This window comes from Microbacterium sp. NPDC090225 (assembly GCF_044772365.1).
Classification (GTDB): domain Bacteria; phylum Actinomycetota; class Actinomycetes; order Actinomycetales; family Microbacteriaceae; genus Microbacterium.
Genome location: NZ_JBIVYS010000001.1, coordinates 509,249 through 532,238, shown reverse-complemented (window position 1 = coordinate 532,238; position 22,990 = coordinate 509,249). Strand labels below are relative to the sequence as shown.

24 protein-coding genes and 1 tRNA gene are annotated in these 22,990 nt (G+C 67.3%); 11 read left to right on the top strand and 14 right to left on the bottom strand.

Annotated elements, in window-relative coordinates:
• The first annotated feature begins 5 nt into the window (after positions 1 to 5).
• Positions 6 to 1,529, top strand: coding sequence for an apolipoprotein N-acyltransferase (lnt, locus tag ACIQTT_RS02630; protein ID WP_402785607.1), 1,524 nt, complete (start codon positions 6 to 8; stop codon positions 1,527 to 1,529).
• Here lnt and ACIQTT_RS02625 read toward each other — a convergent pair.
• The 4 genes from ACIQTT_RS02625 to ACIQTT_RS02610 all read right to left on the bottom strand — a co-directional run bounded on the left by ACIQTT_RS02625 (position 1,526) and on the right by ACIQTT_RS02610 (position 4,196).
• Positions 1,526 to 1,909, bottom strand: a complete 384-nt coding sequence (locus tag ACIQTT_RS02625; protein ID WP_391477944.1) for an RNA polymerase-binding protein RbpA — start codon at positions 1,907 to 1,909, stop codon at positions 1,526 to 1,528. The genes lnt and ACIQTT_RS02625 overlap by 4 nt on opposite strands.
• A 105-nt stretch (positions 1,910 to 2,014) precedes the next feature.
• Entirely contained in the window at positions 2,015 to 2,791 is a 777-nt protein-coding gene (locus ACIQTT_RS02620) for a glycerophosphodiester phosphodiesterase family protein (protein ID WP_402785602.1), read from the bottom strand.
• Positions 2,788 to 3,714, bottom strand: coding sequence for an SPFH domain-containing protein (locus tag ACIQTT_RS02615; RefSeq protein ID WP_247622491.1), 927 nt, complete (start codon positions 3,712 to 3,714; stop codon positions 2,788 to 2,790). The genes ACIQTT_RS02620 and ACIQTT_RS02615 overlap by 4 nt, the downstream gene beginning before the upstream one ends.
• 8 nt (positions 3,715 to 3,722) lie before the next feature.
• Positions 3,723 to 4,196 (bottom strand): NfeD family protein, encoded by a 474-nt coding sequence (locus ACIQTT_RS02610; protein WP_402785599.1) that lies wholly within the window; start codon positions 4,194 to 4,196, stop codon positions 3,723 to 3,725.
• A gap of 120 nt (positions 4,197 to 4,316) precedes the next feature.
• Between ACIQTT_RS02610 and ACIQTT_RS02605 the strand changes: the two genes are divergently transcribed.
• On the top strand, positions 4,317 to 5,081 hold the full coding sequence (locus ACIQTT_RS02605; RefSeq protein ID WP_402785596.1) for an SDR family oxidoreductase: 765 nt from the start codon (positions 4,317 to 4,319) through the stop codon (positions 5,079 to 5,081).
• A gap of 66 nt (positions 5,082 to 5,147) precedes the next feature.
• Here ACIQTT_RS02605 and ACIQTT_RS02600 read toward each other — a convergent pair whose 3' ends face one another.
• Positions 5,148 to 5,744 (bottom strand): HdeD family acid-resistance protein, encoded by a 597-nt coding sequence (locus ACIQTT_RS02600; protein WP_402785593.1) that lies wholly within the window; start codon positions 5,742 to 5,744, stop codon positions 5,148 to 5,150.
• A gap of 177 nt (positions 5,745 to 5,921) precedes the next feature.
• On the opposite strand from ACIQTT_RS02600, the gene ACIQTT_RS02595 reads away from it, so the two are divergent.
• From ACIQTT_RS02595 to ACIQTT_RS02585, 3 genes are read left to right on the top strand one after another with little or no spacing between them, the layout of a single operon-like run.
• Positions 5,922 to 6,320, top strand: a complete 399-nt coding sequence (locus ACIQTT_RS02595; protein ID WP_402791069.1) for a helix-turn-helix transcriptional regulator — start codon at positions 5,922 to 5,924, stop codon at positions 6,318 to 6,320.
• A gap of 4 nt (positions 6,321 to 6,324) precedes the next feature.
• A complete protein-coding gene (locus tag ACIQTT_RS02590; protein WP_402785590.1) occupies positions 6,325 to 6,735 on the top strand; it encodes a VOC family protein in 411 nt (136 codons plus the stop codon).
• 29 nt (positions 6,736 to 6,764) lie between these two features.
• Complete coding sequence (locus ACIQTT_RS02585; RefSeq protein WP_402785587.1) at positions 6,765 to 9,122, top strand: ATP-binding cassette domain-containing protein; 2,358 nt, start codon at positions 6,765 to 6,767, stop codon at positions 9,120 to 9,122.
• A gap of 39 nt (positions 9,123 to 9,161) precedes the next feature.
• Here the strand turns inward: ACIQTT_RS02585 and ACIQTT_RS02580 are convergent, their stop codons facing one another.
• Complete coding sequence (locus ACIQTT_RS02580; protein WP_402785585.1) at positions 9,162 to 10,007, bottom strand: class I SAM-dependent methyltransferase; 846 nt, start codon at positions 10,005 to 10,007, stop codon at positions 9,162 to 9,164.
• 395 nt (positions 10,008 to 10,402) lie between these two features.
• Here ACIQTT_RS02580 and ACIQTT_RS02575 point away from each other — a divergent pair, with 395 nt between their 5' ends.
• From ACIQTT_RS02575 to ACIQTT_RS02560, 4 genes are all read left to right on the top strand, one after another.
• Positions 10,403 to 10,849, top strand: coding sequence for a hypothetical protein (locus ACIQTT_RS02575; RefSeq protein WP_402785582.1), 447 nt, complete (start codon positions 10,403 to 10,405; stop codon positions 10,847 to 10,849).
• Positions 10,850 to 10,993: 144 nt separating this feature from the next.
• A complete protein-coding gene (locus ACIQTT_RS02570; RefSeq protein WP_402785579.1) occupies positions 10,994 to 11,476 on the top strand; it encodes a hypothetical protein in 483 nt (160 codons plus the stop codon).
• 151 nt (positions 11,477 to 11,627) lie between these two features.
• Positions 11,628 to 11,819: a hypothetical protein gene (locus tag ACIQTT_RS02565; RefSeq protein ID WP_402785576.1), complete on the top strand. Its 192-nt coding sequence runs from the start codon at positions 11,628 to 11,630 to the stop codon at positions 11,817 to 11,819.
• 44 nt (positions 11,820 to 11,863) lie between these two features.
• Positions 11,864 to 13,192 (top strand): nitrate/nitrite transporter, encoded by a 1,329-nt coding sequence (locus ACIQTT_RS02560; protein WP_402785573.1) that lies wholly within the window; start codon positions 11,864 to 11,866, stop codon positions 13,190 to 13,192.
• Between the two features lie 28 nt (positions 13,193 to 13,220).
• Here the strand turns inward: ACIQTT_RS02560 and ACIQTT_RS02555 are convergent, their stop codons facing one another.
• From ACIQTT_RS02555 to polA, 6 genes are read right to left on the bottom strand one after another with little or no spacing between them, the layout of a single operon-like run.
• A complete protein-coding gene (locus ACIQTT_RS02555) occupies positions 13,221 to 14,039 on the bottom strand; it encodes an arginase family protein (RefSeq protein ID WP_402785570.1) in 819 nt (272 codons plus the stop codon).
• A gap of 47 nt (positions 14,040 to 14,086) precedes the next feature.
• Positions 14,087 to 14,836: a formylglycine-generating enzyme family protein gene (locus ACIQTT_RS02550; protein WP_402785567.1), complete on the bottom strand. Its 750-nt coding sequence runs from the start codon at positions 14,834 to 14,836 to the stop codon at positions 14,087 to 14,089.
• The gene (locus ACIQTT_RS02545; protein WP_402785564.1) at positions 14,833 to 15,588 is read right to left on the bottom strand and encodes an SGNH/GDSL hydrolase family protein; all 756 of its coding nucleotides are present in this window, start codon (positions 15,586 to 15,588) and stop codon (positions 14,833 to 14,835) included. Before ACIQTT_RS02545 ends, ACIQTT_RS02550 begins: the two co-directional genes overlap by 4 nt.
• A gap of 53 nt (positions 15,589 to 15,641) precedes the next feature.
• Entirely contained in the window at positions 15,642 to 16,676 is a 1,035-nt protein-coding gene (locus ACIQTT_RS02540; RefSeq protein ID WP_402785561.1) for an LLM class flavin-dependent oxidoreductase, read from the bottom strand.
• Between the two features lie 54 nt (positions 16,677 to 16,730).
• Positions 16,731 to 18,407, bottom strand: a complete 1,677-nt coding sequence (locus ACIQTT_RS02535) for a DUF885 domain-containing protein (RefSeq protein WP_402785558.1) — start codon at positions 18,405 to 18,407, stop codon at positions 16,731 to 16,733.
• 37 nt (positions 18,408 to 18,444) lie between these two features.
• Complete coding sequence (gene polA, locus ACIQTT_RS02530; RefSeq protein WP_402785556.1) at positions 18,445 to 21,078, bottom strand: DNA polymerase I; 2,634 nt, start codon at positions 21,076 to 21,078, stop codon at positions 18,445 to 18,447.
• A 45-nt stretch (positions 21,079 to 21,123) separates the two neighbouring features.
• Between polA and ACIQTT_RS02525 the strand changes: the two genes are divergently transcribed.
• A complete protein-coding gene (locus ACIQTT_RS02525) occupies positions 21,124 to 21,552 on the top strand; it encodes a hotdog fold thioesterase (protein ID WP_402785553.1) in 429 nt (142 codons plus the stop codon).
• Here ACIQTT_RS02525 and ACIQTT_RS02520 read toward each other — a convergent pair.
• Both ACIQTT_RS02520 and ACIQTT_RS02515 read right to left on the bottom strand, forming a co-directional pair.
• Positions 21,527 to 22,090 (bottom strand): GNAT family N-acetyltransferase, encoded by a 564-nt coding sequence (locus tag ACIQTT_RS02520; RefSeq protein ID WP_402785550.1) that lies wholly within the window; start codon positions 22,088 to 22,090, stop codon positions 21,527 to 21,529. The two genes, ACIQTT_RS02525 and ACIQTT_RS02520, sit on opposite strands and share 26 nt — an antisense overlap.
• Positions 22,090 to 22,707 carry an ANTAR domain-containing response regulator gene (locus tag ACIQTT_RS02515; RefSeq protein ID WP_247622473.1) on the bottom strand — a complete coding sequence of 206 codons (618 nt, stop codon included), beginning with the start codon at positions 22,705 to 22,707 and terminating at the stop codon, positions 22,090 to 22,092. Before ACIQTT_RS02515 ends, ACIQTT_RS02520 begins: the two co-directional genes overlap by 1 nt.
• 99 nt (positions 22,708 to 22,806) lie before the next feature.
• Here ACIQTT_RS02515 and ACIQTT_RS02510 point away from each other — a divergent pair.
• A tRNA-Leu gene (locus tag ACIQTT_RS02510) sits at positions 22,807 to 22,892 on the top strand.
• The last annotated feature ends 98 nt before the right edge of the window (positions 22,893 to 22,990 follow it).

The following is a 22,990-nucleotide window of genomic DNA, read 5'->3' as shown; positions in this document are numbered from 1 at the left end:
CACCCATGTCTGAACGCACGACTCGACCGCGCCCGATTCTGCCGCTGTGGGCGGCGGCGATCGCGTCCGCTGCCGCGGCGCTGCTCATGAACGTCGCCTACCCGGCAGCGTCGGTCTGGGCACTCGCGTTCCCGGCGACCGCGCTCCTGCTGCTGTCGATGATCGGCCGCCGCGCGGGCGGGGCGCTGCTGGTCGGTCTGGTCTACGGCATCCTGTTCTTCGCCCTCCTCGTGTCGTGGACCTCGAGGTATCTGGGCCCGGTTCCCTGGGCTGCTCTGAGCGTCCTCGAGGGCGGCCTCACGGCTGTCGCGCTCATCCCGATCGCCCTCGCCTACCGCTGGCTCCCTCGGGCGCTTCCCGGCACGTGGGGGCGCGTGCTGGTGCTCCCGATCGTCGTCGCGGCCCTGTGGATCGGTCGGGAGGTGTTCGTCGGTTCCTGGCCCTACGGCGGCTTCCCGTGGGCACGGATCGGGATGAGTCAGGCCGAGAGCCCGCTCGCTCCGGTGTCGTCGTGGCTCGGCGTCGGGGGTCTCGGGTTCCTGATGGTTCTCGTCGTGGCGATGCTGATCGAGGCGGTGCGGCTGAGGCTGTGGCGGCGCCCGATGCCGCTGGTCGTCCCCGCGGCCATCGCGATCGTCCTGCTGGCGACACCGCAGTTCCCGACCGCTCCCGCGGGTGAGATGCGGATCGCCGCCGTGCAGGGCAACGGTCCGACCGGATACTTCGACGAGCGCACGCCGTTCGCCGTGGTCCGCGCACAGACGGAGGCCACCGAGGCTCTCTACGGCGAAGACGTCGACCTCCTCGTCTGGCCGGAGGGCAGTCTCGACACCGACCCCTTCCAGAATGAGACGCTCGCGCGTCAGCTGACGCTCGTCTCGACCCGGATCGACGCGCCGCTGCTCGCGAATGCTGCGACCGCCCGCAACGAGCTCTACTGGAACACGTCGATGCTCTGGACGGATGCCGGGGGAGCGGAACAGATCCACGACAAACGGCATCCGGTGCCGTTCGGTGAGTACGTACCCGACCGCGCCTTCTACAACGCCCTGGCCCCCGATCTGATCGGCCTCATCGGGCGTGAGTACACGCCGGGGATCAATCCGCCGATCATGGACATCGACGGCACACTCGTCGGCCTCGCGATCTGTTTCGACGTCATCTACGACGATGTGATCCATGAGAGCGTGGCCGGCGGTGCAGAGGTCCTCGTGTTCCAGACCAACAATGCGGACTTCCGCGGCACCGATGAGAATCTGCAGCAGCTCGCCTTCGCGCGGATGCGGGCGATCGAGACCGGCCGCAGCGTCGTGAACGTGTCGACGGTGGGCACGAGCCAGATCATCCGCCCGAACGGGTCGACGGTCACGAGCCTGGACGCAGATGAGGCCGGCGCGATGCTCGAGGATGTCGAACTCCGCTCCGGCCTCACGGCTGGTGTCGCGCTGGGCCCCTGGCTGCAGCAGATCCTGCTCTGGGGCGGGTTGGTCGCGCTCGTTCTCGGGTGGTGGCGCGCTCGTCGGGCTTAGGCCCCGATCTTCTCCCGCGTCGGGTCTTCGCCGGCACCGCGACGTGCGCGGATGAAGGCGAGGCGCTCTTCGAGGAGCTCCTCGAGCTCGGCGCGTGTGCGGCGCTCCAGAAGCATGTCCCAGTGGGTACGAGCGGCCTTCTCATCGGTCGCCTCGAGCGTCACGGCCTGGCCGTCGACGTTGAGTCGGGCGTCGGCTCCGCACGAGCGGCACTCCCAGGTCTGGGGCGGCTCGGCATCGGCCGCGAACATCAGGTTCGTGACATGGCCGCATGCGTCACAGGTGTAGGTGGTCTCACGGCGCTCCATGAAAACGACGCCCTCTTCGCTCTGTAGGCTCTGGGCGCCGAGTCGGATGCCGCGCAGGCTGCGATCTGCCATTGTGTGGTCCTCTCGTCGCTGTCAGGTATAACGTCCCAGCCTGTGCGCTTCATCCACGCGCCCGGAATCTCGGCGTTATTCACAGGGGAATCCCAGCGCAGAGGGTTATGAGGGCGACAAGGTGTCGAGGGCGAGATCAGCGCGGTCGGAGACGATCCCGTCGACGCCGAGGGCGACCAGCCGGCGCATCTCCTCGGGGTCGTTCACGGTCCAGACGTGCACCTCAACGCCCTGCGCGCGGGCGGCGCGAAGAAGTCCGGGACTGAGCACGGCCAGCGGGCCCTGCCGCTCGGGGATCTGCAGGGCGTCGATGTCGCGGAGCGCCCGTGCGGGGGAGAGATGCAGGGCCGACAGCGCTCGCACCGCCGCGATCGTTCGGCTTCCGCACGAGGTCGCAGGGCGCAGCGCGGCCCCCGCACGGAGGACGGCGGCGACCGTCGCACGCCGATGCGCATCGGAGAAGCTCGTCACGAGCGTCCGATGCGTGTGCTCGGCGAGGATCGGACCGAGCGGCTCCGCCGCGGCGGCGGTCTTCACGTCGATGTTGAAGCGCACGGTCGGGAAGAGGTCGAGGGCCTCGGCGACCGTGAGGAGCCCGCCGTGATCGGCGAAGAGACGTACGAGCTCGCGGGTGCGTACCTCTCTGACCGCTCGGCGGTCGCCGGTCAACCGCTGAAGGGTCGCGTCGTGGAAGAGCACCACGTCGCCGTCGGCGGTTACCTGGCAGTCGGTCTCGACGTACTCCACCCCGGCGGCGTGCGCAGCGGCGAAGGCTGCGGCGGTGTTCTCCCAGACGCCCGAGTCCTCGCCCGCCGCGGTCACGAGACCACGGTGGGCGAGGACTCGGGGATGCCGTGCCTTCGCGAAGTACGGGTGCGTCACACGCCCGGCGGGGGAGTTGGCGCCTGACCCGGCTTCGGCGTGAACGCGCTGCCGATGCCCTTGAGAGCTTCGGTGAGTTCGCTCGGGATGATCCACAGCTTGTTGGACTGGCCCTCGCTGATCTTCGGCAGCATCTGCAGGTACTGGTAGGCGAGCAGCTTGTCGTCCGGGGCGCCCTGGTGGATCGCCGTGAAGACGTTCTGAATGGCCTCGGCCTCACCCTGCGCGCGCAGGACGGCGGCCTGCTTGTCACCCTCGGCGCGGAGGATCTCGGCCTGACGCGCGCCCTCGGCCTCGAGGATCGCGGACTGCTTCGTTCCCTCGGCCGTCAGGATCGCGGCGCGACGGTCACGCTCGGCGCGCATCTGCTTCTCCATCGAGTCCTGGATCGAGATGGGCGGATCGATCGCCTTGAGCTCCACGCGGCCGACGCGGATGCCCCACTTGCCGGTGGCCTCGTCGAGCACGACGCGGAGCTGACCGTTGATGTTGTCTCGGCTCGTGAGCGCCTCTTCGAGGTTGAGGCCACCGACGACGTTACGGAGCGTCGTGGTCGTGAGCTGCTCGACGGCGCCGAGGTAGTTCGCGATCTCGTAGGTCGCGGCCCGGGCATCCGTCACCTGGAAGTAGACGACCGTGTCGATGGAGACGACGAGGTTGTCTTCGGTGATCACGGGCTGGGGAGGGAAGGAGACGACCTGCTCGCGCATGTCGATCAACGGACGCAGTCGGTCGATGAACGGCACCAGGATGTTCAGACCGGGGGTGAGGGTCTTGTGGTAGCGGCCGAGCCGCTCCACGACACCGGCCGTGGCCTGCGGGATGATGCGGATGGATCGCGCAACGGTCACCACCACGAAGATGATGACCGCGATCGCGAGGATCCAGAGGATCGCGGTGGGGATGAACGAGGCGTCGTTCACGGAGTCTCCTAGTCGTTGACGGGGCGGACGATGGCGGTGGCACCGTTGATCGCCGTCACGGCGATCGGCGACCCCTGGGGGATCGGTACGGGCGTGGCGGAGCGAGCGGTCCAGGTGTCGCCGTTGCTGAGCTTGACCTGTCCGGAGATCTGCGTGATGTCGTGGAGTGCGGTTCCACGGAGGTCGAGGAGCGCATCGACGTTCGACTTCGTGGGATCCTCGCCGCGTCGCAACCGCCGGAGAAGCGGCGGTCGCAGGAAGAGGATGAACAGCGCGGCGGCCGCCGCGGCGACGATCACCTGCGCCCAGACCGGGATGCCGACGAGATCGGTGAGCAGTCCGATGGCGCTGCCGAAGCTGAGCATCAGGAACGTGAAATCGAGCGTGAGCATCTCGATCACGAGGAATACGGCGATCAGGACCAGCCAGCCGATCCAGGCCCATTGGTCGATGAACTGTACGAAAGTCGAGACGGTGTCCATGCGGCCTCCTTCGCGGTCAACCTATCACGGGGCCCAGCGCCGCATCGGGCGGCGCGGGGCGGTCTTGATAGTCTGAGTTGCCGCGTCACCGCGGCGTTTCACGCACCATGAGGAGTCACCGTGACCGCTGTTCTTCCCGCAGGATCTCTCGACGGCAAGGTCGCCCTTGTCACCGGCTCGTCACGGGGGATCGGCGCCGACACCGTGCGCTACCTGGCAGAGGCCGGGGCGGATGTCGTCATCAACTTCCGCAACAAGGCCCCGCGCGCCGAGAAGCTCGCCGCTGAGCTGCGCGAGCTCGGACGCCGCGCACTCGTCGTCGGTGCCGACCTGACCGACCCGGAGTCGATCTCGGCGATGTTCGACGCCGTCACCAACGAGTACGGCCGCCTCGACGTGCTCGTGCTGAACGCGTCCGGCGGCATGGAGTCCGGCATGGCCGAGGACTACGCCCTCACCCTCAACCGCGACGCGCAGCTCAACGTGCTCCGCGCGGCCGAACCGCTTCTGGGCGAGGGTGCCCGCGTGGTGTTCGTGACCAGCCACCAGGCGCACTTCATCCGCACCACCCCGACCATGCCCGAGTACGAACCGGTCGCTCTGTCGAAGCGTGCCGGCGAGGATGCGCTGCGCGAGCTCATCCCGGGCCTCGCCGAGAAAGGCGTCGGCTTCACCGTCGTCTCCGGCGACATGATCGAGGGAACGATCACCGCGACTCTGCTCGAGCGCGCGAACCCGGGAGCGATCGCCGAGCGCCGCGAGTCCGCGGGCAAGCTCTACAACGTCTCGGAGTTCGCCGCCGAGGTCGCCCAGGCTGCGGTCGACCCCGTGCCCGCCGACAACACCCGTCTCGTCGGAGACGTCAGCGCGTTCGTCGCCGAGTAGCACCCGTACGCAGATCGGCCCCGTGCTCCACTTCGGAGCACGGGGCCGATCGCGTCGTTGCGGACGTCAGTGCGCGGCGCCCTCCTGGACGTCGGCCGTGAACTCCTTGGCGTCCTTTCCGAGCGTGATCGCCCGGACGATCTGCACGATGCCGAGCACGACGAGCGTGATGCCGAGGATCAGCCAGAACGCGAACCCGGCCACGAGCGGCGAGAACAGCACGATGATTCCGGCCACGATGCTGAGGAGCGCGTAGAGGAGGGTCCACACGCGCGATCCGTCCTGACCGAGCAGGCTCAGAGCCACCACACCGTCGACGATCCAGCTGATGCCGATGAAGATGACGACGACGAAGGCGAGAGCGGCCGCGGCCGCACCGAGGTTCGCGAAGGCGATGACGCCGGCGACGATGTAGAGGAGGCCGAGGAGGATGTGCCCGACGCGCGACCATCCGCCGCGTGCACCCGAGAAGATGCCGAGGCCGATGTACACGAGGCCCGCGACGACGAGATAAGCGGCGAAGATCGCGGTGACGACGACGGCGGACTTCACGGGCCAGACCAGCAGCACGATGCCGGCGATGAGGGCGATGACGCCGGAGACGGCGAGCGTGATGCGGATCGACTTGAACAGCGATTTCGCTTCGGAGAGTGGTGCGGACATGGGGGACCCTTTCTGAGAGAATCCTGTGTGGATGACCTCAGAGTAGCCCCGTGCGTCGTCGCCGTGGGGATCATCTCGCTCGGGGCGTCGCGCAGGGTCATGCGCCGATGCGGGGCGTCATGGCAGGATCATGAGGTGACTCCCGACGAGGATGCGCGCCTGCGCGAGCTGGTGTCGATGCGCAAGGTGCGCGACCGCATCGACCGCGACTACGCCAAGCCTCTCGACGTCGAGGCTCTCGCGGCCGGGGTGCACCTGTCCGCCGGGCATCTCAGCCGCCGTTTCCGGGAGACCTACGGGGAGTCTCCGTACTCGTATCTGATGACGCGTCGTATCGAGCGGGCGATGGCTCTGCTCCGGCGCGGGGACCGCTCGGTCACCGAGGTGTGCTTCGAAGTCGGCTGCTCGTCGCTGGGCACGTTCAGCAGTCGCTTCACAGAGCTGGTGGGTGTCCCACCCAGCGTGTACCGTGAACGCGCCGCCCACGTGGACGGGATCCCCGTGTTCCAGGCCAAGCAGGTCACCCGACCGATCAGGAATCGAGAAGCGCCGCGCACCGACGCCCACCTAGCGTGAACCCATGAAGATCAGCATCCACTACGCCTTCCTCCCGCACACCGACGCCGACGCGGCGCTCGGTTTCTATCGCGACGCCCTCGGTTTCGAGGTGCGCAACGACGTCGGATACGACGGCATGCGCTGGCTCACCGTCGGTCCCGAGAACCAGCCGGACACCTCGATCGTGCTCCACCCGCCGGCAACCGACCCCGGCCTCACCGATGAGGAGCGCCGCACGGTGCTCGAACTCATCGCGAAGGGGAGCTACGGCGCGCTCACGCTCGCCAGCGACGACCTCGACGCGCTCTTCGAACGGCTGGTCGAGAGTGGAGCCGACGTCGTGCAGGAACCCATGGACCAGCCGTACGGCGTGCGCGACTGCGCATTCCGCGATCCCGCGGGCAACCTCCTCCGTATCAACCAAGCCGGCTGAGAGATCAGCCTCGTCTCCGAAGGATGCCGATGACCACCGTCGACCACCCCGCCGACAACCACGACCTCATCCGCGTCCAGGGCGCACGGGAGAACAACCTCAAGGACGTCAGCGTCGACATCCCGAAAAGACGACTGAGCGTCTTCACCGGCGTGTCGGGTTCCGGCAAGAGCTCGCTCGTCTTCGACACCATCGCGGCCGAGTCGCGCCGAATGATCGACGAGACGTACAGCGCCTTCGTGCAGGGGTTCATGCCCTCGGTGCCGAGGCCGGATGTCGATGTGCTCGAGGGTCTGACGACGGCGATCATCGTCGACCAGGAACGCCTCGGGGCGAACCCGCGGTCGACTGTCGGCACCGTGACCGATGCGAACGCGATGCTCCGCATCCTCTTCAGCAAGCTCGGGACCCCGTACATCGGTGGGCCGACCGCCTTCTCCTTCAACATCCCCACACAGCGGGCGAGCGGAGTGATGACCGGCCCCGGCGGCGAGAAGAAGATCGTGAAGGACGCGATCTACCTCGGCGGAATGTGCCCGCGCTGCGAGGGCCGGGGAGCGGTGTCCGACCTCGACCTCGCGCAGATCGTCGACGAGTCCAAGTCCCTCAACGAGGGTGCCATCATGGTGCCGGGGTACACGGCGGACGGTTGGATGGTGAAGGGCTTCTCGGAGTCGGGGTTCTATCCGGGCGACAAGCCCATCGCCGAGTTCTCCGAGAAGCAGCGCCAGCTGTTCCTCTACGGTGAGGTGACGAAGGTCAAGATCGCCGGGATCAACATGACGTACGAGGGACTGATCCCGAAGATCACCAAGTCCATGCTGTCGAAGGATATAGACGCACTGCAGCCTCACATCCGCGCGTTCGTCGAGCGCGTGGCCACCTTCGCGGTGTGTCCGGAGTGCGATGGCACCCGACTGACGGAGGGGGCGCGGTCGTCGAAGATCGACGGCATCAGCATCGCGGATGCCTGCCGCATGCAGGTCACGGACCTCGCTGCGTGGGTGCGCGGCCTCGACCTCCCGGGTGCGGGTCCGCTGCTCGAAGCGCTGAGCGCGAATCTCGACGCCTTCGTCACCCTGGGACTCGGGTATCTGAGCCTCGAGCGACCGTCGGGCACGCTGTCCGGGGGAGAGGCGCAGCGCATCAAGATGCTCCGCCACCTCGGTTCGTCGCTGACCGACGTGACCTACGTGTTCGACGAGCCGACCATCGGCCTCCACCCGCACGATATCCAGCGGATGAACGGCCTGCTCCTCAAGCTGCGCGACAAGGGCAACACGGTTCTCGTAGTCGAACACAAGCCCGAGACGATCCTGATCGCCGACCATGTCGTCGATCTCGGCCCGGGCGCGGGCAGCGCAGGTGGTGAGATCTGCTTCGAGGGCACCGTCGACGGGCTCAAGGGCAGCGGCACGCGCACGGGCGAGCACCTCGAAGACCGTGCGGTGCTCAAAGAAGCGGTGCGCGCGGCGGACGGGGCGATCGAGGTCCGCGGTGCGACCGCGAACAACCTTCGGAACGTCGACGTCGACATCCCCACCGGCATCCTGACGGTCGTCACGGGTGTCGCAGGCTCCGGAAAGAGTTCGCTGATCCACGGCTCGGTCTCGAAGCTCGACGGGGTCGTCGCGATCGACCAGGGAGCGATCAAGGGCTCGCGTCGGAGCAACCCCGCCACCTACACCGGGCTGCTCGAACCGATCCGAAAAGCGTTCGCGAAGGCGAACGGCGTGAAGCCCGCGCTTTTCAGCGCGAACTCCGAGGGCGCGTGCCCGACCTGTAAGGGAGCCGGCGTCATCATCACCGAGCTCGGTTTCATGGACACGATCGAGACGCCGTGTGAGGACTGCGGAGGAAAGCGCTTCCAGGCCGCTGTGCTCGAGTACAAGCTGGCGGGCAAGGACATCACCGAGGTGCTCGACCTGCCCGTGTCCGAGGCGCGGGTGTTCTTCTCGGAGGGCGACGCCAAGATCCCTGCCGTGACGGCGATCCTCGGTCGGCTGGACGACGTCGGCCTCGGGTATCTCTCGCTCGGACAGCCACTGTCGACCCTTTCCGGCGGGGAGCGTCAGCGCATCAAGCTGGCGATCCAGATGGGGGAGAAGGGTGACGTCTACGTGCTCGACGAGCCGACGACCGGTCTTCACCTCGCGGACGTGCAGAAGATCCTCGGACTCCTCGATCGCCTGGTCGAGTCGGGGAAGACCGTGATCGTGATCGAGCATCATCAGGCGGTCATGGCTCATGCGGACTGGATCCTCGACATCGGCCCCGGGGCCGGGCACGACGGCGGCCGCGTGGTGTTCGAGGGTACCCCCGCGGAGCTCGTCGCCGATCGCTCGACGCTCACCGGTGAGCATCTCGCGGCCTATGTCGGCGGCTGATCGATCGGCGGCTGATCGCAGATCGTCGAAACCGATATATCAGTCTCGTCGAGCGATGATCGTGTAGGTGCAGGGGAGGAGATCGCGTTGGTCCTCGGGCCACGCGTATCCTCCCGGCACCTCCACCATTCGCGGGCTGAAGCGCCAGGGGAGTGTGCGACCTTCGTCTACGTGCACGATGCGCAGGCCGGCACCGAGAAGGACGCCGAGGATCTCGGCGAGTGAGTGCGGCCACTCGTAGGTGCGTGTGTGCGAGACACTGCCGCCGCCCGAATAGGTGCTCGCGTCGTCCCAGACCTGCGCCGTCCCGTCGCCGAAGTATCGATAGCGCGCGGTGAGCGTCGGCGCATCCTCGTCCATTGCGTACAGCGCGGGATGCCCGTCACGGATGAAGAACGTGCCCCCTGGCCGCAACAGTTCGTGGATCTGCCGGGCCCACCGGTCCAGATCCGAGAGCCAGCAGATCGTCCCGATACTGGTGTAGACGACGTCGAAATCCCCGGACACGGCGGCTCTGGCATCCAGCACATCGGTTTCGACCCATTCCGCCTGGATGCCGTGCTGCTCGGCGAACGCACGTGCCGTCTCCAGAGCCGGTGCCGAGAAGTCGACCCCGGTGACCCGCCCGCCGGCACGCGCCAGCGAGACCGTGTCGGTGCCGATGTGGCACTGCAGGTGGCACACGTCGAGCCCGACAAGGGATCGTGAGGGCAGGAAGCGTTCGAGCACCGGCACGTCATGACGGACGACATCGCTGAGGTGCTCGGGGTCGTCGAACGACTCGCGTCCGTACGACACCGCGTGCAGTGGCACGCGGTCATCCCAGTTCTCGCGATTCGCGTCGCGCGCCGCCGTCCAGTCAATCTCCACGTGCTCGCCGTTCATGAGATCAGCCTAGTGAGCCGGATTCCGTCTTAACCGATAATGCACATTATGTCAGATAGCGTGAGAATCGTGCCGGCCGACAGATTCTGCCCCCGCCCCCGTCAGAGATATGGGGGTTGAATCTCGGCCTCCAGGATTTCCCCGAGCACCCGGAGGCATTGATGACGACCCGACGATATCCCGCACCTCTCGCAATCGTGTTGATCGGTGTAGCGACTCTCTCGGGATGTTCGGCCTATACCGCCCCTCTCGACGCGAAGCCTCTCGAGGTCGTGCTCCCGGACACGCTCACTGCTCCCGGAGCGAATGTCACTGTCGGTGAGACGCTGCGGGTGCCCGGCCTCGCGTTCACAGATGACGGTAGCGTGTCAGGCCGGCAGCCCGCGGAGCTCGGCTTGACAGTCACCGACGTCTCCTGGCCCGGCGAAGCATTGTTCGAGAAGTTCGACAATGCCGACGAGTTCGCGGACTACGAGCCCGTGGTCGTCGCCTACCAGGTCGACTCCCCCGAGGGTGAAGACCGTCACGGCTTCACCCTCGGCGAGGTCTACGGGGTCCTCTCCGACGGCGAGTACGCCGAGCAGATACAGGGCGACTTCGGCATCGAAACGGGCGGCATGCAGATCGGGCGTGACCTCGACGAGGCCTGCTACCGGGGGGAACTGCCGGACCCCTGGACGACGGAACTCGGTTGCATCGTCATGCTCGTCCCCGACGGGCAGACACTCGACTCTCTCGGATGGGATGCTCTCGGCTTCAACGAGAGCAACCACTTCGCCGCAGATGATCCGAGGTCGCCTTACGTGTCGGCACCGCTGATCATCGAGATCCCGCAGCCGTGACCGAAGAGAACGAGCCGGGGAGGGATGCGACGATGGGGACTTCTCCCCTGGGCGCATCAGGACGCGAGTCATCCGTGTGTGGTTGACTGACTCGCGATTCACATTCGTACGCCGATGCGTCGGCTCACTCCACGGGGGAAGAAAATGAAACGTCAGATCGCAGCCTGGACCATCGCCGTCGTCGCGGTCCTCGGTATCGCCGGATGCTCCAGCACGCCGGGCGCGGATGCCGATAAGGACACGACGTCGTCGAGTGAGAGCTCCGCTCCCGCCGAACAGAGCACCGATCAGTCCGTCGCAGACGCATGCGCGTCTGTCGGCACCCAGATCTCGGGTGTCGCCACCGAGCTCTCCTCGCTCGACATGAGCGCCGCGATGTCGGATCCCGAGGGCACCGTCGCCACGTTCACCGAGACGGTGGACGCGATCGGGGCGGCCGCCGAATCCGTGTCCAATCAGGAGGTCAAGGACGCCGTGACCGCGGTGCACGAGGACTTCACCTCGCTGCGCGATCTGCTCAAGCGCGTGCTCGTCGACCAGGACACCTCGGCCGCCGCCGAGGCATCCACTCTCACCACCGACATCCAGGAATCGACCCAGGCGTTCTCGACGCTCTGCGCCGGCTGAGTCCCTCCGCTGATCAGGGCCCGGGAAGCGATCGCTCCCCGGGCCCCTCTGTGTCTACCGAGGTGCTCCGACGTCAGATTCCGTCAGCGAACCCGTCATATATACGGGTGCCGACTGCGTGCACTCACCTCCTGAGGAAAGGCACTCGCACATGGACCCCAGCGCACTCGGACAGCTCGTCGCCATCGTCGCCGTCGTCGGATTCTTCGCGTGGGTGATCCTGCGCGCGATCGTCAGAACCGTGCGATTCAACGTGATCAAGAAGCGGGACGGCGCCGAGGCCGCTCAGCAGTACTGGAACGCGAAGAACAGGAAGAAGAAGAGGCCTCCCTCCCTCGGATGACGCGGGCCGAGTTCGTCAGCGGCGGGGGCTAGTACCGTGGAGGGGTGACGCACGCTCCCCTCTCCCCCGTCTCGAACCCCGGGTGGCGAGCCTGGCTGATCTGGTCGGTGGGCGTTGCGGCTTACGTCCTGGCCATCACGAACCGCACGTCGTTGGGCGCCGTCGGCGTCGACGCGGCCGATCGTTTCCAGGCGGATGCCTCGACCCTCGCGCTCTTCGCGGTCGTGCAGCTGGCCGTGTACGGCGGAATGCAGATCCCGATCGGTGTGCTCCTCGACCGCTACGGCTCGCGTCCCATCATCACGATCGGCATGTTCCTGATGGCGGCGGGGCAGTTGGTGATGGCCTTCTCCCCCAGCATCGGCATCGCGATCTTCGCCCGTGTGCTCCTGGGCGCCGGTGATGCGGCGGTCTTCCCCGCTGTACTGCGTTTGGTCGCCGTATGGTTCCCCGCGCAACGCGGTCCCGTCATGGTGCAGTTCACGGGCATCATCGGGCAGGCCGGTCAGTTGGTTGCCCTCGTTCCGCTGGCCGCTCTCCTCCACGCCACGAGTTGGACGATCACGTTCGGCAGCATCGCCGGGTTGGGCGTGCTCTTCACGGTCCTCGTTGCAGTAGTTATCCGTAACCGCCCCGCAGAGCGAGACGCCGACGTCACGGTGAACACCGACACCGGTGTGGTGCGCGTGGTGACCTCGGCGATCGACACCGGTGTCGGCATCCGCGCCGCGTGGGCGCACCCGGGCACGAGACTCGCGTTCTGGTCGCACTTCACGACGCCGTTCGCGGGCACGGCGTTCATCCTGCTCTGGGGGATGCCGTTCCTCACGGCTGCTCAAGGACTCACGGCGGCACATGCCGCTGGGCTCATATCCGTATATGTCGTTGCAGGCATGATCTTCGGTCCGATCATCGGCGACCTCTCGCGCCGGCTCCCGAACCATCGGTCCCTCGCCCTCGTGCTCCCCGCGGTGGGACTGCAGCTGCTCGCATGGTGCGCGGTGATCGCACTGCCCGAGGCAGCGCCGATCTGGCTGCTCTACGTCCTCGCGATCGCTCTCGCCACCGGTGGCCCGGCGTCGATGATCGCGTTCGACCACGCCCGCACTCACAACCCCTCGCACCGGCTGAGCACCGCCACAGGAGTCACGAACGCGGGAGGATTCATCGCCGCACTCATCGCGATCTTCCTGATCGGTCTGCTGCTCGACCTGCAGGGCGCGGGTACGCCGGAGACCTATTCGCTGGATGCCTTCCGCATCGCGTTCCTCGCACCGATCCCACTCTGGATCATCGGGTGCGTGTTCATCGTGATCGAGCGCAAGCGCACACGGGTCAGGATGGGACTCGACCCGGAGCGACGACGGCGATGAACGCGCCGCCGTGCGGCGTGCGGAGCCTCTAGACGGCGCGAAGCAGCGGGAGGAAGGTCTCGAGGATGAGCTCGACGCTCACATGCTCGGGCACCTCGGCGTCCCCGGCTTCGAACTCCGCGAGTTCGATCCCGCGGACGGAGCCCCCGGGGAGAGCCGCGAAGATCGCTGCGATCTGGTGCGGGAGCATGCCCTCCCCCACGCGGTAGGCAGCGGGGATGTACCCCGGCTCGAGAACGTCCCAATCGACGTGAATCCAGACGGGACGCCCGTCGATCAGCTCGAGGACGCGCTCCGGCGTGCTGTGGGCGGGGGCGAGCACGCGCACTCCGGCGCCGGAGAGAAGGTCGGCTTCGGCCGGATCGATGTCACGTCCGCCGACGACGATCACCTGAGTCGGGTCGATCCCCGCTCCGTGTCCGCTGTCCCACAGTCCGCAGGCCGCGGCGAGCACCATGCCGCCGAGATAACCGGAGTCGGTGGTGTCGGGCGTGTTGAAGTCTCCGTGCGCATCGATCCACAGGACGACGGCATCCGGGTGTCGGTCCGCGACGGTCGGGAGCGTGCCGAGACTCGCGGCGCACGTGTTGGTCGCAAGCAGTGGAACGGTCCCGACGTCGATGGCATCGGCGACCGCGTCGCGCAGACCGTGCAGCGTCTCGTTGGCCTCCGGAAGCGCCGTGCTCCAGTCGTCGGTGCGAGACGGGCTCGGTGCCCCGATCGTCGTGGCCGGAATCCGAAGCAGCGCAGACAATGCATCTCCGACGCGTCGAGCACCCACGAGGGCGCCGTCCGTGCGATCGGCCACGCGGCCCTGGGAGACGATGAGAGAGAAGGCTGCAGGCATCCTCCCACTCTCCCACGCGGCGCGGATGCGGGCCAAAACCGGTCCCGTCATCGTTTTCGTGGCGTCCACCCCGATGGCGAGGTGCCGTCCTGCAGGGCGCGCTCGCGGTCGACGGCGTCGGACCAGCCCTGTGCGGCACCGTCGGCGTCGAAGCCGCCACGCGCAACGCGCATCCCTACATCTGGGTGATGCATCCGAGGCGCTCCCCCGCGGCGGACCGAAGCGCGCACGCTCCACGCATCATCGGCGAAGCCACCGCCGCGGAACGTGCGGTACTCGTCGTATCGTGCGGGGTCGAGCAGATCCCAGCACCACTCCCACACGTTGCCGAGCGTGTCGAACAGACCGTGCAGGTTCGGGATCTTGCCACCGACCGGTTGCGGGGTCGTCACGCCGTCGGCGCTCGTCCACGCGGCGTCCGCGAGCGGCGCGTAATGCGGGCCGGCGGAGCCCGCGCGGCACGCGAACTCCCACTCCGCCTCGGTGGGCAGTCGGAACCCTTCGGACGAGACATCCCAGCTGACGTCCTCGCCGTCGAACAGATAAGCGTGCTCGCGCCCCTCCCACTCCGAGAGCGCGTTGCAGAAGTGCACGGCCCGTAGCCAGCTGATGTCGGCCGCCGGCCGGCGGGGGTGCGGAGCGGCGGCATCGAGAACCTCTGCCATCTGCTCCTGGGTCACCGGGTAGACGCCGATCTCGAACGGCTCCAGCTCGACGGAGCGTTGCGTCTTCGTGCGGGCATCCTGCAGAACGATCGAACCACCGGTGATGCGTCGCAGTTCGATATCGCTCGTCACGCCGGAGTCCGCTCGCTCCACACCGGATACTTCGCGGTGCGACCATCGCCCGAGGAGGTACGCGTGACCCGTCGCCGCACCCAGGGGCCGACGTGCTGACGGTAGTAGGCGAAGCCGCTCGGTCCCGCTCCCCCGCGCTCGCTCGGTGCCCACCACGTCTCGGGCGGCTCGTACCCCAGCGCATGCAGCACGCGCGCCGCGACCCGATGATGGCCGGCGGCGTTCATGTGCAGGCGATCCTCGGACCAGTACGCGCTCTGCGCGAGTTCTCGATCGGGCCAGTTCAGGGCGCGGACCACGTCGGGGCGATCGGCGACACGTCGCAGCACCGCTTCGGAGAGCTGATCTCCGCGGCGTTGGATCAGTGATCCCATCGGAAGCTGTCCGCTGGGGTTGGCGCCGGAGAGCAAGATCATCGTGACACCCTCCTCATCGCATCGGCGGAGAACGCGGCTGAACGCGTCGGCGATGTGCTCGAGGTCGGCGCGCGGTCGCAGCATGTCGTTGCCGCCGCCGTTGAACGAGAGGTGCGTGGGACGCAGTGCCAGAGCGGGTTCCAGCTGCTGCTCGACGATCGGCCACGCGAGTTTGCCGCGGATCGCGAGATTGGCGTACTGGATCGGATGCCCGGCCGCATCGGCCCACCCCTGCGCGGCGATGTCGGCCCACCCGCGCTCCCTGCCGTCGGGAAGAACGTCGCCGACCCCCTCGGTGAAGGAGTCCCCGATCGCCACGAAACGCACGTCTGCCATCGGACAAGCCTATTCCCGCGGGACCGGACCCTGTACCGATCCCGCAGGCCCGATCACGCGCGCTTGTCGAGCAGAGCGCGCACGCGCGGGATGACCTCGCTGCCGTAGAGCTCGATGCTCCGCATCATCGCCTCGTGCGAGAGTGTTCCGGTCGCGTACTTCAGATCGAATCGGCCCAGGCCGAGCGTCGTGATCGTGTCCGCGATCTTCGCGGCCACCCGGTCGGGGGAACCGGCGTAGATCGCGCCCTCCGGTCCGATGTCGTTCTGGAAGCGGGCACGGCTGTACGCGGGCCAGCCGCGTTCCTTGCCGATCGTGTTGTTCATCGCCTCGAAGCCGGAGTACGCGGCGTCCCACGCCTCTGCATCGGTGTCGGCGATGTGGCCGGGCGAGTGAACGGCGATCGGATGCTTCGTCGTTCCGAAGGAGTCGACCGAACGGTGATACAGATCGACGAACGGCCGGAATCGCGCGGCCGGGCCGCCGATGATGGCGAGCATGAGACCGAGCCCGTGGCGAGCGACGCGCACCACGGATTCCGGGCTGCCGCCCACACCCACCCAGGTCTGCAGTCCCTTCTCCGTCTTCGGGAACACATCCGCGTTCTCGAGCGACGCGCGCATGGACCCGGACCACGTCACCGGCTGCTCCTTCAGGAGTTCGACGAAGAGCTCGAGCTTCTGTTCGAACAGTGCGTCGTAGTCACGGAGGTCGAAGCCGAACAGCGGGAAGGACTCGATGAACGAGCCGCGACCGAGCACGACCTCCGCGCGACCGTTCGACACGGCATCGAGGGTCGAGAATCGCTCGAACACGCGCACGGGGTCATCGGATGACAGAACCGTGACCGCCGTGCCGAGCCGGATGTTCTCGGTGCGCGCGGCGATAGCCGAGAGCACCATCTCGGGCGCCGACACCGCGAACTCCTTGCGGTGGTGCTCCCCTACTCCGAAGAAGTCGACGCCGACGGCATCCGCCATCTCCGCCTGCGCGATGACGTTGCGGATTGTCTGCGCTCCGCTGAGGAGGGTGCCCTCGGCGTCGCGGGTGATGTCGCCGAACGTGTCCAGCCCGAATTCGATGCTCATGTCATGCCTTCCTATTCAGGTGAATGAACATCGAACGGGCGCCTGACATTCCCATCACCGTGGAAGCAGCACGCCTCGCAGGGTGTCGAGACCGACGCCGCCGATGTCGAGGGCGCGCTTGTGGAAGGCCTTGAACGAGAAGTCCTCTCCCTCCTGCTGCTGGACGGCGTCACGCACCTGCTCCCAGATGCGCTGTCCGACCTTGTACGACGGTGCCTGTCCCGGCCATCCCAGATACCTGTTGACCTCGAACTGAACGAACTGGTCGGACATGTTGACGTTCTCGCGCATGAATGCAAGAGCGTAATCGGCATCCCACACGCCCGTTCCGTCGAGACGCGGCTTGCCGAGGTGCACGCCGATGTCGAGCACGACGCGAGCAGCGCGCATGCGCTGACCATCGAGCATTCCGAGCCGGTCGGCCGGGTCGTCGAGGTAGCCGAGCTGCTCCATCAGGCGCTCGGCGTAGAGCGCCCAGCCCTCGGCATGACCCGAGGTCCCGGCGAGCAGACGACGCCAGGAGTTGAGCTCGGAGCGGTTGTAGACGGCCTGTGCGATCTGCAGGTGATGGCCCGGAACGCCCTCGTGGTACACGGTGGTGAGTTCGCGCCAGGTGTCGAACTCCGTCACGCCCTCGGGAACGGACCACCACATGCGTCCGGGGCGCGAGAAGTCGTCGGTGGGGCCCGTGTAGTAGATCCCGCCCTCCTGCGTCGGAGCGATCATGCACTCGATCGTGCGGATCGCCTCAGGGATGTCGAAGTGCGAGGCGGCCAGCTCGGCGACGGCTCGGTCGCTCGTCTCCTGCATCCAGCGCTGCAGCGCATCGGTGCCGACCAGCTTGCGCGCGGGATCGGCCTCGAGATGCGCCACGGCTTCTTCGACCGTGGAGCCCGGGAGGATCTCGTTCGCGATCGCCGTCTGTTCGGCGACCATCCGCGCGAGTTCCTCGCGCCCCCACTCATAGGTCTCGTCGAGGTCGATCGTGGCTCCGAGGAATCGGCGCGAGTTGAGCGCGTAGAGCTCGCGACCGACCGCGTCGGCCTCGGTGGTTTCGGGCACGAGCTCCTCAGCGAGGAACCGTCGCAGTTCGCCGTATGCGACGCGCGCGGCGGCCGAGTTGTCGGCCAGCGTGCGCGCGAGAGACGCCGGAAGCTGGCCGCTCTCGGGCGTCGCATCCGCCACGAAGGCCGCGAAGAAGCCGTCGTCGGCCGTGTATCGGTCGATCTGCGTCGCCACCTCGACGACCTGTCGTCGAGCCGGCGTCACTCCACGCGCGATGCCCTCGCGCAGCGTCTCGGTGTAGCCGCGCAGCGCGTCGGGCACCGCGGCGAGGCGCGTGGCGATGACCGACCAGTCGTCGGCGGATGCCGTGGGCATGAGGTCGAAGGCCGACCGCACGTCCTGTGCGGCGGAGGCGATGACGTTGAGGTCGCGCAGGTGCCAGTTCGCCTCGTGGAGTTCGAGTTCGAGACGCAGCTCAGCGCTGAGATCGGCCTTCGTGACCTCGTCGATCGTGTCGACCGGCTCCAGAGCCGAGAGCGCGTCGAGCGTTTGCCGAGTGGCCGCAGCGATCGCCTCGTGGCCGGCCGGGCTCAGATCACCGAAGCGATCGTTGACCTCATCGCGCCCGATGTAGGTGCCGAGCGTCGGGGCCAGGTCGACCAGCGTGTCGACCCAGTCCTCGGCGACCTTGTCGATGGCGGTGGGAGTGCGCGGGGTGGAAGTCATGCGATCCACACTAATCCTCGGATGCCGTCGACCGTGGTCAGTGTGCGGCCTCGTTCCAGTCGTGCCCGCGCCCCACCTGCACGTCGAGCGGCACCGACAGATCCGCGGCGTCGCCCATTCTCGTGCGCACGATGCGCTCGGCCGCATCCCACTCCCCCGGGGCGACTTCGAGCACGAGCTCGTCGTGGATCTGCAGCAGAACCCGTGACCGGAGTCCCTCGCGGCGGATGTCGTCGTGGATGTGGAAGAGCGCGATCTTCATGATGTCGGCGGCACTGCCCTGGATCGGAGCGTTCAGCGCTGCGCGCTCGGCGTTCTCCCGCAGCACGCGGTTCGGGCTGGCGAGATCGGGGAACGGGCGCCGGCGCCCGAAGATCGTCTCGGTGTACCCGACCTCCTTCGCCGCGAGGACGGAGGCGCGCAGGTAATCGCGCACCGCGCCGAAGCGCGCGAAGTACTCGATCATGAGCTGCTTCGCTTCGGACTGCTCGATACGCAGCTGCTTCGAGAGACCGAAGGCAGAGAGACCGTAGACCAGGCCGTACGACATGGCCTTGACCTTGGTGCGCATCGCAGCGGTGACATCGCTCGGCTCGACCCCGAAGACACGGGCGCCGACGAACCGGTGAAGATCCTCGCCGCTGTTGAAGGCTTCGATCAGGCCCTCATCTCCCGACAGATGCGCCATGATGCGCATCTCGATCTGCGAGTAGTCCGCCGTGAGCAGGGCCTCGTAGCCCTCGCCGACCTGGAACGCGCTGCGGATGCGCCGCGACTCCTCGGTGCGCACCGGGATGTTCTGCAGGTTCGGGTCGGTGCTCGAGAGTCGCCCCGTCTGGCTTCCGGTCTGCACGTACGTGGTGTGAATCCGCGCATCGTCACCGATCGCCGTGTCGAGAGACTCGATGATCTGCCGCAGCTTGGTGGCCTCGCGGTGCTGCAGCAGCAGGTTGAGGAACGGGTGCGGGTTGGACTCCTGCAGGTCGGCGAGCACGGCGGCATCCGTCGAGTAGCCGGTCTTGGTCTTGCGTGTCTTCGGCAGCTGGAGGTCTTCGAAGAGAACTTCCTGCAGCTGCTTGGGAGAGCCGAGGTTGAACTCGCGGCCGACGATGCCGAAGGCGTCCTGGGCGATGCCCTCGGCACGGGTCGCGAGCTCGCCGGAGAACGTCGACAGCACCTCGTGCGAGACCGCGACGCCGGCGAGTTCCATGTCGGCCAGCGCGAGCAGCGTGGGCAGCTCGATGTCTGTCAGGACGGTTGCCACCGACTCGGGGATGTCGTCGCGCAGCGCAGTGGCGACGCGCAGGGCGAACCATGCCTCCTGCGCGGGAGTCGCGCCCTCGGTCTCGGGTACGAGCTGAGACGGGTCGGCCTCGGGGAGTTTCTCGCCGAGGTAACGCTCGACCAGATCGCCGAGCGTCTTGTCGGGGAAGCTCGGGCGCAGGAGCCACCCGGCGAGGCTCGTGTCGTAGGCGAGACCGCCGAGACGGATGCCTGCTCTACTCAGCGCCTTCAATTGACCCTTGGCGTCGTGGAGGACCTTGGGGCGATCGGACTCGAGCCAGGATCGCAGCTCGTCGGCCGCGGCATCCGTCCAATCGGTCTCGCGCAGCTCGGAATCGGTCGCGACCCCCAGTCGCACCGGGTGGCCGCTCTGCGTGATCACGCGGAGAGCGAGCTCGCCCGGAGACGCGTGCGCCCATGTGGAGAGTTCGGCGGCGGTCACCTGTTGAGGAACAGGCAGCTCGACCACCGTGCTCGGGTCGTCGGCGACCTCACCGGCGCCGACGGCCTCGAACACTCGCGGCAGCAGGGTGCGGAACTCGAGGCGCGCGAAGATGTCGCGCACGGCCTGCGCGTCGATCGGGGCGACCGCAAGGTCGTCGGGTGCGACCGGGAGCTCGACGTCGGTCAGCAAGCGGTTGAGCTTTCGGTTGCGACGCACGTCTTCGATGTGATCTCGCAGATTTCCGCCCACGACGCCCTTGATCTCTTCGGCGCGCGCGAGCAGATCGTCGAGCGACCCGAACTGGGTCAACCACTTTACGGCGGTCTTCTCGCCCACCTTGGGCACGCCGGGCAGGTTGTCGCTGGTCTCCCCCACGAGTGCGGCGATGTCGGGGTACTGCTCGGGGCGCACGCCGTAGCGTTCCTGCACGGTCACCGGGTCGTAACGCTTGAGCTGCGACACACCCTGCACGGACGGGTACAGCAGCGTGACGTCGTCGTTGACGAGCTGGATGGTGTCGCGATCGCCGGAGACGACGAGCACCTGATAGCCCTGCTCCGCTCCCTGCGACGACAGCGTGGCGAGGATGTCGTCAGCCTCGATGCCCTCTTTCGTGAGCACCGGGATCGACATCGCTGCGAGGCAGTCCTGCAGCAGCGGGATCTGACCGCGGAACTCCTGCGGTGTCTCGGAGCGCGTCGCCTTGTACTCGGGGTACTCATCGGTGCGGAACGAGTGCCGCGAGGTGTCGAACGCGATCGCCATGTGCGTCGGCTGCTCGGCTTTGATGAGGTTCACCAGCATCGACAGGAACCCGTAGATCGCGTTCGTGTGCTGGTTGTCCTTGGTCGTGAAGTTCTCGACCGGCAGCGCGAAGAAAGCGCGGTAGGCGAGCGAGTGGCCGTCGACGACCATGAGGGTAGGCTTTGCGGAGTCCGTCACCCTGCCAGCCTAACGAGGCCCACGGACACCCGCTGAGGAGGATGCATGAGCGACGTCGCAATGAGCGAAGGACTCGAGTGGGCGACGGCCCGCGGGATGGGCGCCCTGGCCGAGAAGATGGGCATCGAGTTCACCGAGTTCAGCGTCGAGCGCTCGGTCGGCACGATGCCGGTCGAAGGAAACACCCAGCCGGTCGGCCTGCTGCACGGCGGCGCCTACGTGGTGCTCGGTGAATCGCTCGGATCGATGGCGGCCAACCTGCACGCGGGCCCCGGGCGCCTGGCGGTCGGCGTCGACATCAACGCCACCCACACGCGCTCGGCGACCACCGGGATCGTGACCGGTGTGTGCACGCCGATCCATCTCGGACGCAGCATCGCGGTGCACGAGATCGTGGTGACCGACGATCAGGGACGGCGCTGCTCGACCATCCGCATCACGAACATGATCAAGGACGCTCCGAAGGCGCAGTGATCCGCTCTTCCAGCAACCGCTGGAAGAGGACGTGGTCCTGCCACTCCCCTGCGATCTCCAGATAGCGGGGTGCGATGCCGATACGGGTGAACCCGTTCGCGGCGAGTACCCGCTGGGAGGCGGCGTTGTGCAACAGTGTGGCCGCCTGCACACGGTGCAGTCCCATCGAGTCGCGCGCGTGCTCAAGAACGGCTGTGACCGCGCGAGTCGCGAGACCGCGTCGCATCGCATCGGCGGCGATCCAATAGCCGAGATCCCCGCTCAGGAACGGCCCCCGCACGATGCCGTTGAGGTTCGTCCTGCCGACGATCCGTCCGTCGCGTTCAGTCACGACGAAGCGGATGCTGCGACCCGTCTGCGCCTCGTCGACGGTGCGGCGCACATCGCGCTCCTGCCACGCCTCCGTGAAGAACTCCTCGGAGCGCGCAGGCTCCCACGGGGCGAGATGGGCGCGATTGACCGCGTAAGCGCGTACGAGAGCGGCGCCGTCGCCCGCGCGGACGGGACGGAGAGTGTGCTCGGGATCGAGCCGGAACACTACTTCTTGGGAGCGAGCTGCTCGATGATCGCCTTCGCGACATCCTGCATCGTGAGACGGCGGTCCATCGACGCCTTCTGGATCCAGCGGAACGCCTCGGGCTCGCTGAGCCCCATCTTCTCGTTCAGCAGGCCCTTCGCACGGTCGACGAGCTTGCGGGTCTCGAAGCGCTCGACCATGTCGGCGACCTCGGCCTCGAGGGTGATGATCTGCTCGTGACGCGCCAGCGCGATCTCGATCGCCGGGAGCAGGTCGTTGGGCGTGAACGGCTTGACCACGTAGGCCAGGGCGCCGGCCTCGCTCGCCCGCTCGACGAGCTCCTTCTGACTGAAGGCGGTGAGCAGCACGACCGGGGCGATGTTGCCCTTGTGCAGCTTCTCGGCGGCGCTGATGCCGTCGAGCTGAGGCATCTTGACGTCCATGATGACGAGGTCGGGACGCAGTTCGGTCGCGAGCGCGACAGCGGTCTCGCCGTCGCCGGCCTCGCCCACCACGTCGAAGCCGTTGTCGCGGAGGATCTCGACGATGTCTAGACGGATCAGCGATTCGTCCTCGGCGACGACGACGCGTCGGGGTGCGGATGACGTGGGCTGTTCGGCCAGTTCTTGCTCGGTCACGTACCCATCCTACTGGAGTGCGTCTTCGGGTCGGCCGTGCACGTCGGCACGGCGTCGGCGAACCTGCTTCTGCGCTACAGTCGTAGTCGCGATACACGGGCCGGCGTGGCGGAATGGCAGACGCGGAGCACTCAAAATGCTTTGTCCGAAAGGGCGTGTGGGTTCGAGTCCCACCGCCGGCACCAGCGAAAAAGGGTCCTGCACATATGTGCAGGATCCTTTTTCGTGGACGCTCGTCCTGCTCCCGGGAGGCACGACGAAGGGGCGGAGCCGAAGCCCCGCC

What these genes read in the sequence shown, in the direction of transcription:
- lnt (WP_402785607.1), top strand. Translation starts at nt 6, where the DNA reads ATGTCTGAACGCACGACTCGACCGCGCCCGATTCTGCCGCTGTGGGCG.
- ACIQTT_RS02625 (WP_391477944.1), bottom strand. Translation starts at nt 1,909, where the DNA reads ATGGCAGATCGCAGCCTGCGCGGCATCCGACTCGGCGCCCAGAGCCTA.
- ACIQTT_RS02610 (WP_402785599.1), bottom strand. Translation starts at nt 4,196, where the DNA reads ATGGACACCGTCTCGACTTTCGTACAGTTCATCGACCAATGGGCCTGG.
- ACIQTT_RS02600 (WP_402785593.1), bottom strand. Translation starts at nt 5,744, where the DNA reads ATGTCCGCACCACTCTCCGAAGCGAAATCGCTGTTCAAGTCGATCCGC.
- ACIQTT_RS02595 (WP_402791069.1), top strand. Translation starts at nt 5,922, where the DNA reads ATGCGCAAGGTGCGCGACCGCATCGACCGCGACTACGCCAAGCCTCTC.
- ACIQTT_RS02590 (WP_402785590.1), top strand. Translation starts at nt 6,325, where the DNA reads ATGAAGATCAGCATCCACTACGCCTTCCTCCCGCACACCGACGCCGAC.
- ACIQTT_RS02585 (WP_402785587.1), top strand. Translation starts at nt 6,765, where the DNA reads ATGACCACCGTCGACCACCCCGCCGACAACCACGACCTCATCCGCGTC.
- ACIQTT_RS02580 (WP_402785585.1), bottom strand. Translation starts at nt 10,007, where the DNA reads ATGAACGGCGAGCACGTGGAGATTGACTGGACGGCGGCGCGCGACGCG.
- ACIQTT_RS02570 (WP_402785579.1), top strand. Translation starts at nt 10,994, where the DNA reads ATGAAACGTCAGATCGCAGCCTGGACCATCGCCGTCGTCGCGGTCCTC.
- ACIQTT_RS02565 (WP_402785576.1), top strand. Translation starts at nt 11,628, where the DNA reads ATGGACCCCAGCGCACTCGGACAGCTCGTCGCCATCGTCGCCGTCGTC.
- ACIQTT_RS02555 (WP_402785570.1), bottom strand. Translation starts at nt 14,039, where the DNA reads ATGCCTGCAGCCTTCTCTCTCATCGTCTCCCAGGGCCGCGTGGCCGAT.
- ACIQTT_RS02545 (WP_402785564.1), bottom strand. Translation starts at nt 15,588, where the DNA reads ATGGCAGACGTGCGTTTCGTGGCGATCGGGGACTCCTTCACCGAGGGG.
- ACIQTT_RS02540 (WP_402785561.1), bottom strand. Translation starts at nt 16,676, where the DNA reads ATGAGCATCGAATTCGGGCTGGACACGTTCGGCGACATCACCCGCGAC.
- ACIQTT_RS02535 (WP_402785558.1), bottom strand. Translation starts at nt 18,407, where the DNA reads ATGACTTCCACCCCGCGCACTCCCACCGCCATCGACAAGGTCGCCGAG.
- ACIQTT_RS02525 (WP_402785553.1), top strand. Translation starts at nt 21,124, where the DNA reads ATGAGCGACGTCGCAATGAGCGAAGGACTCGAGTGGGCGACGGCCCGC.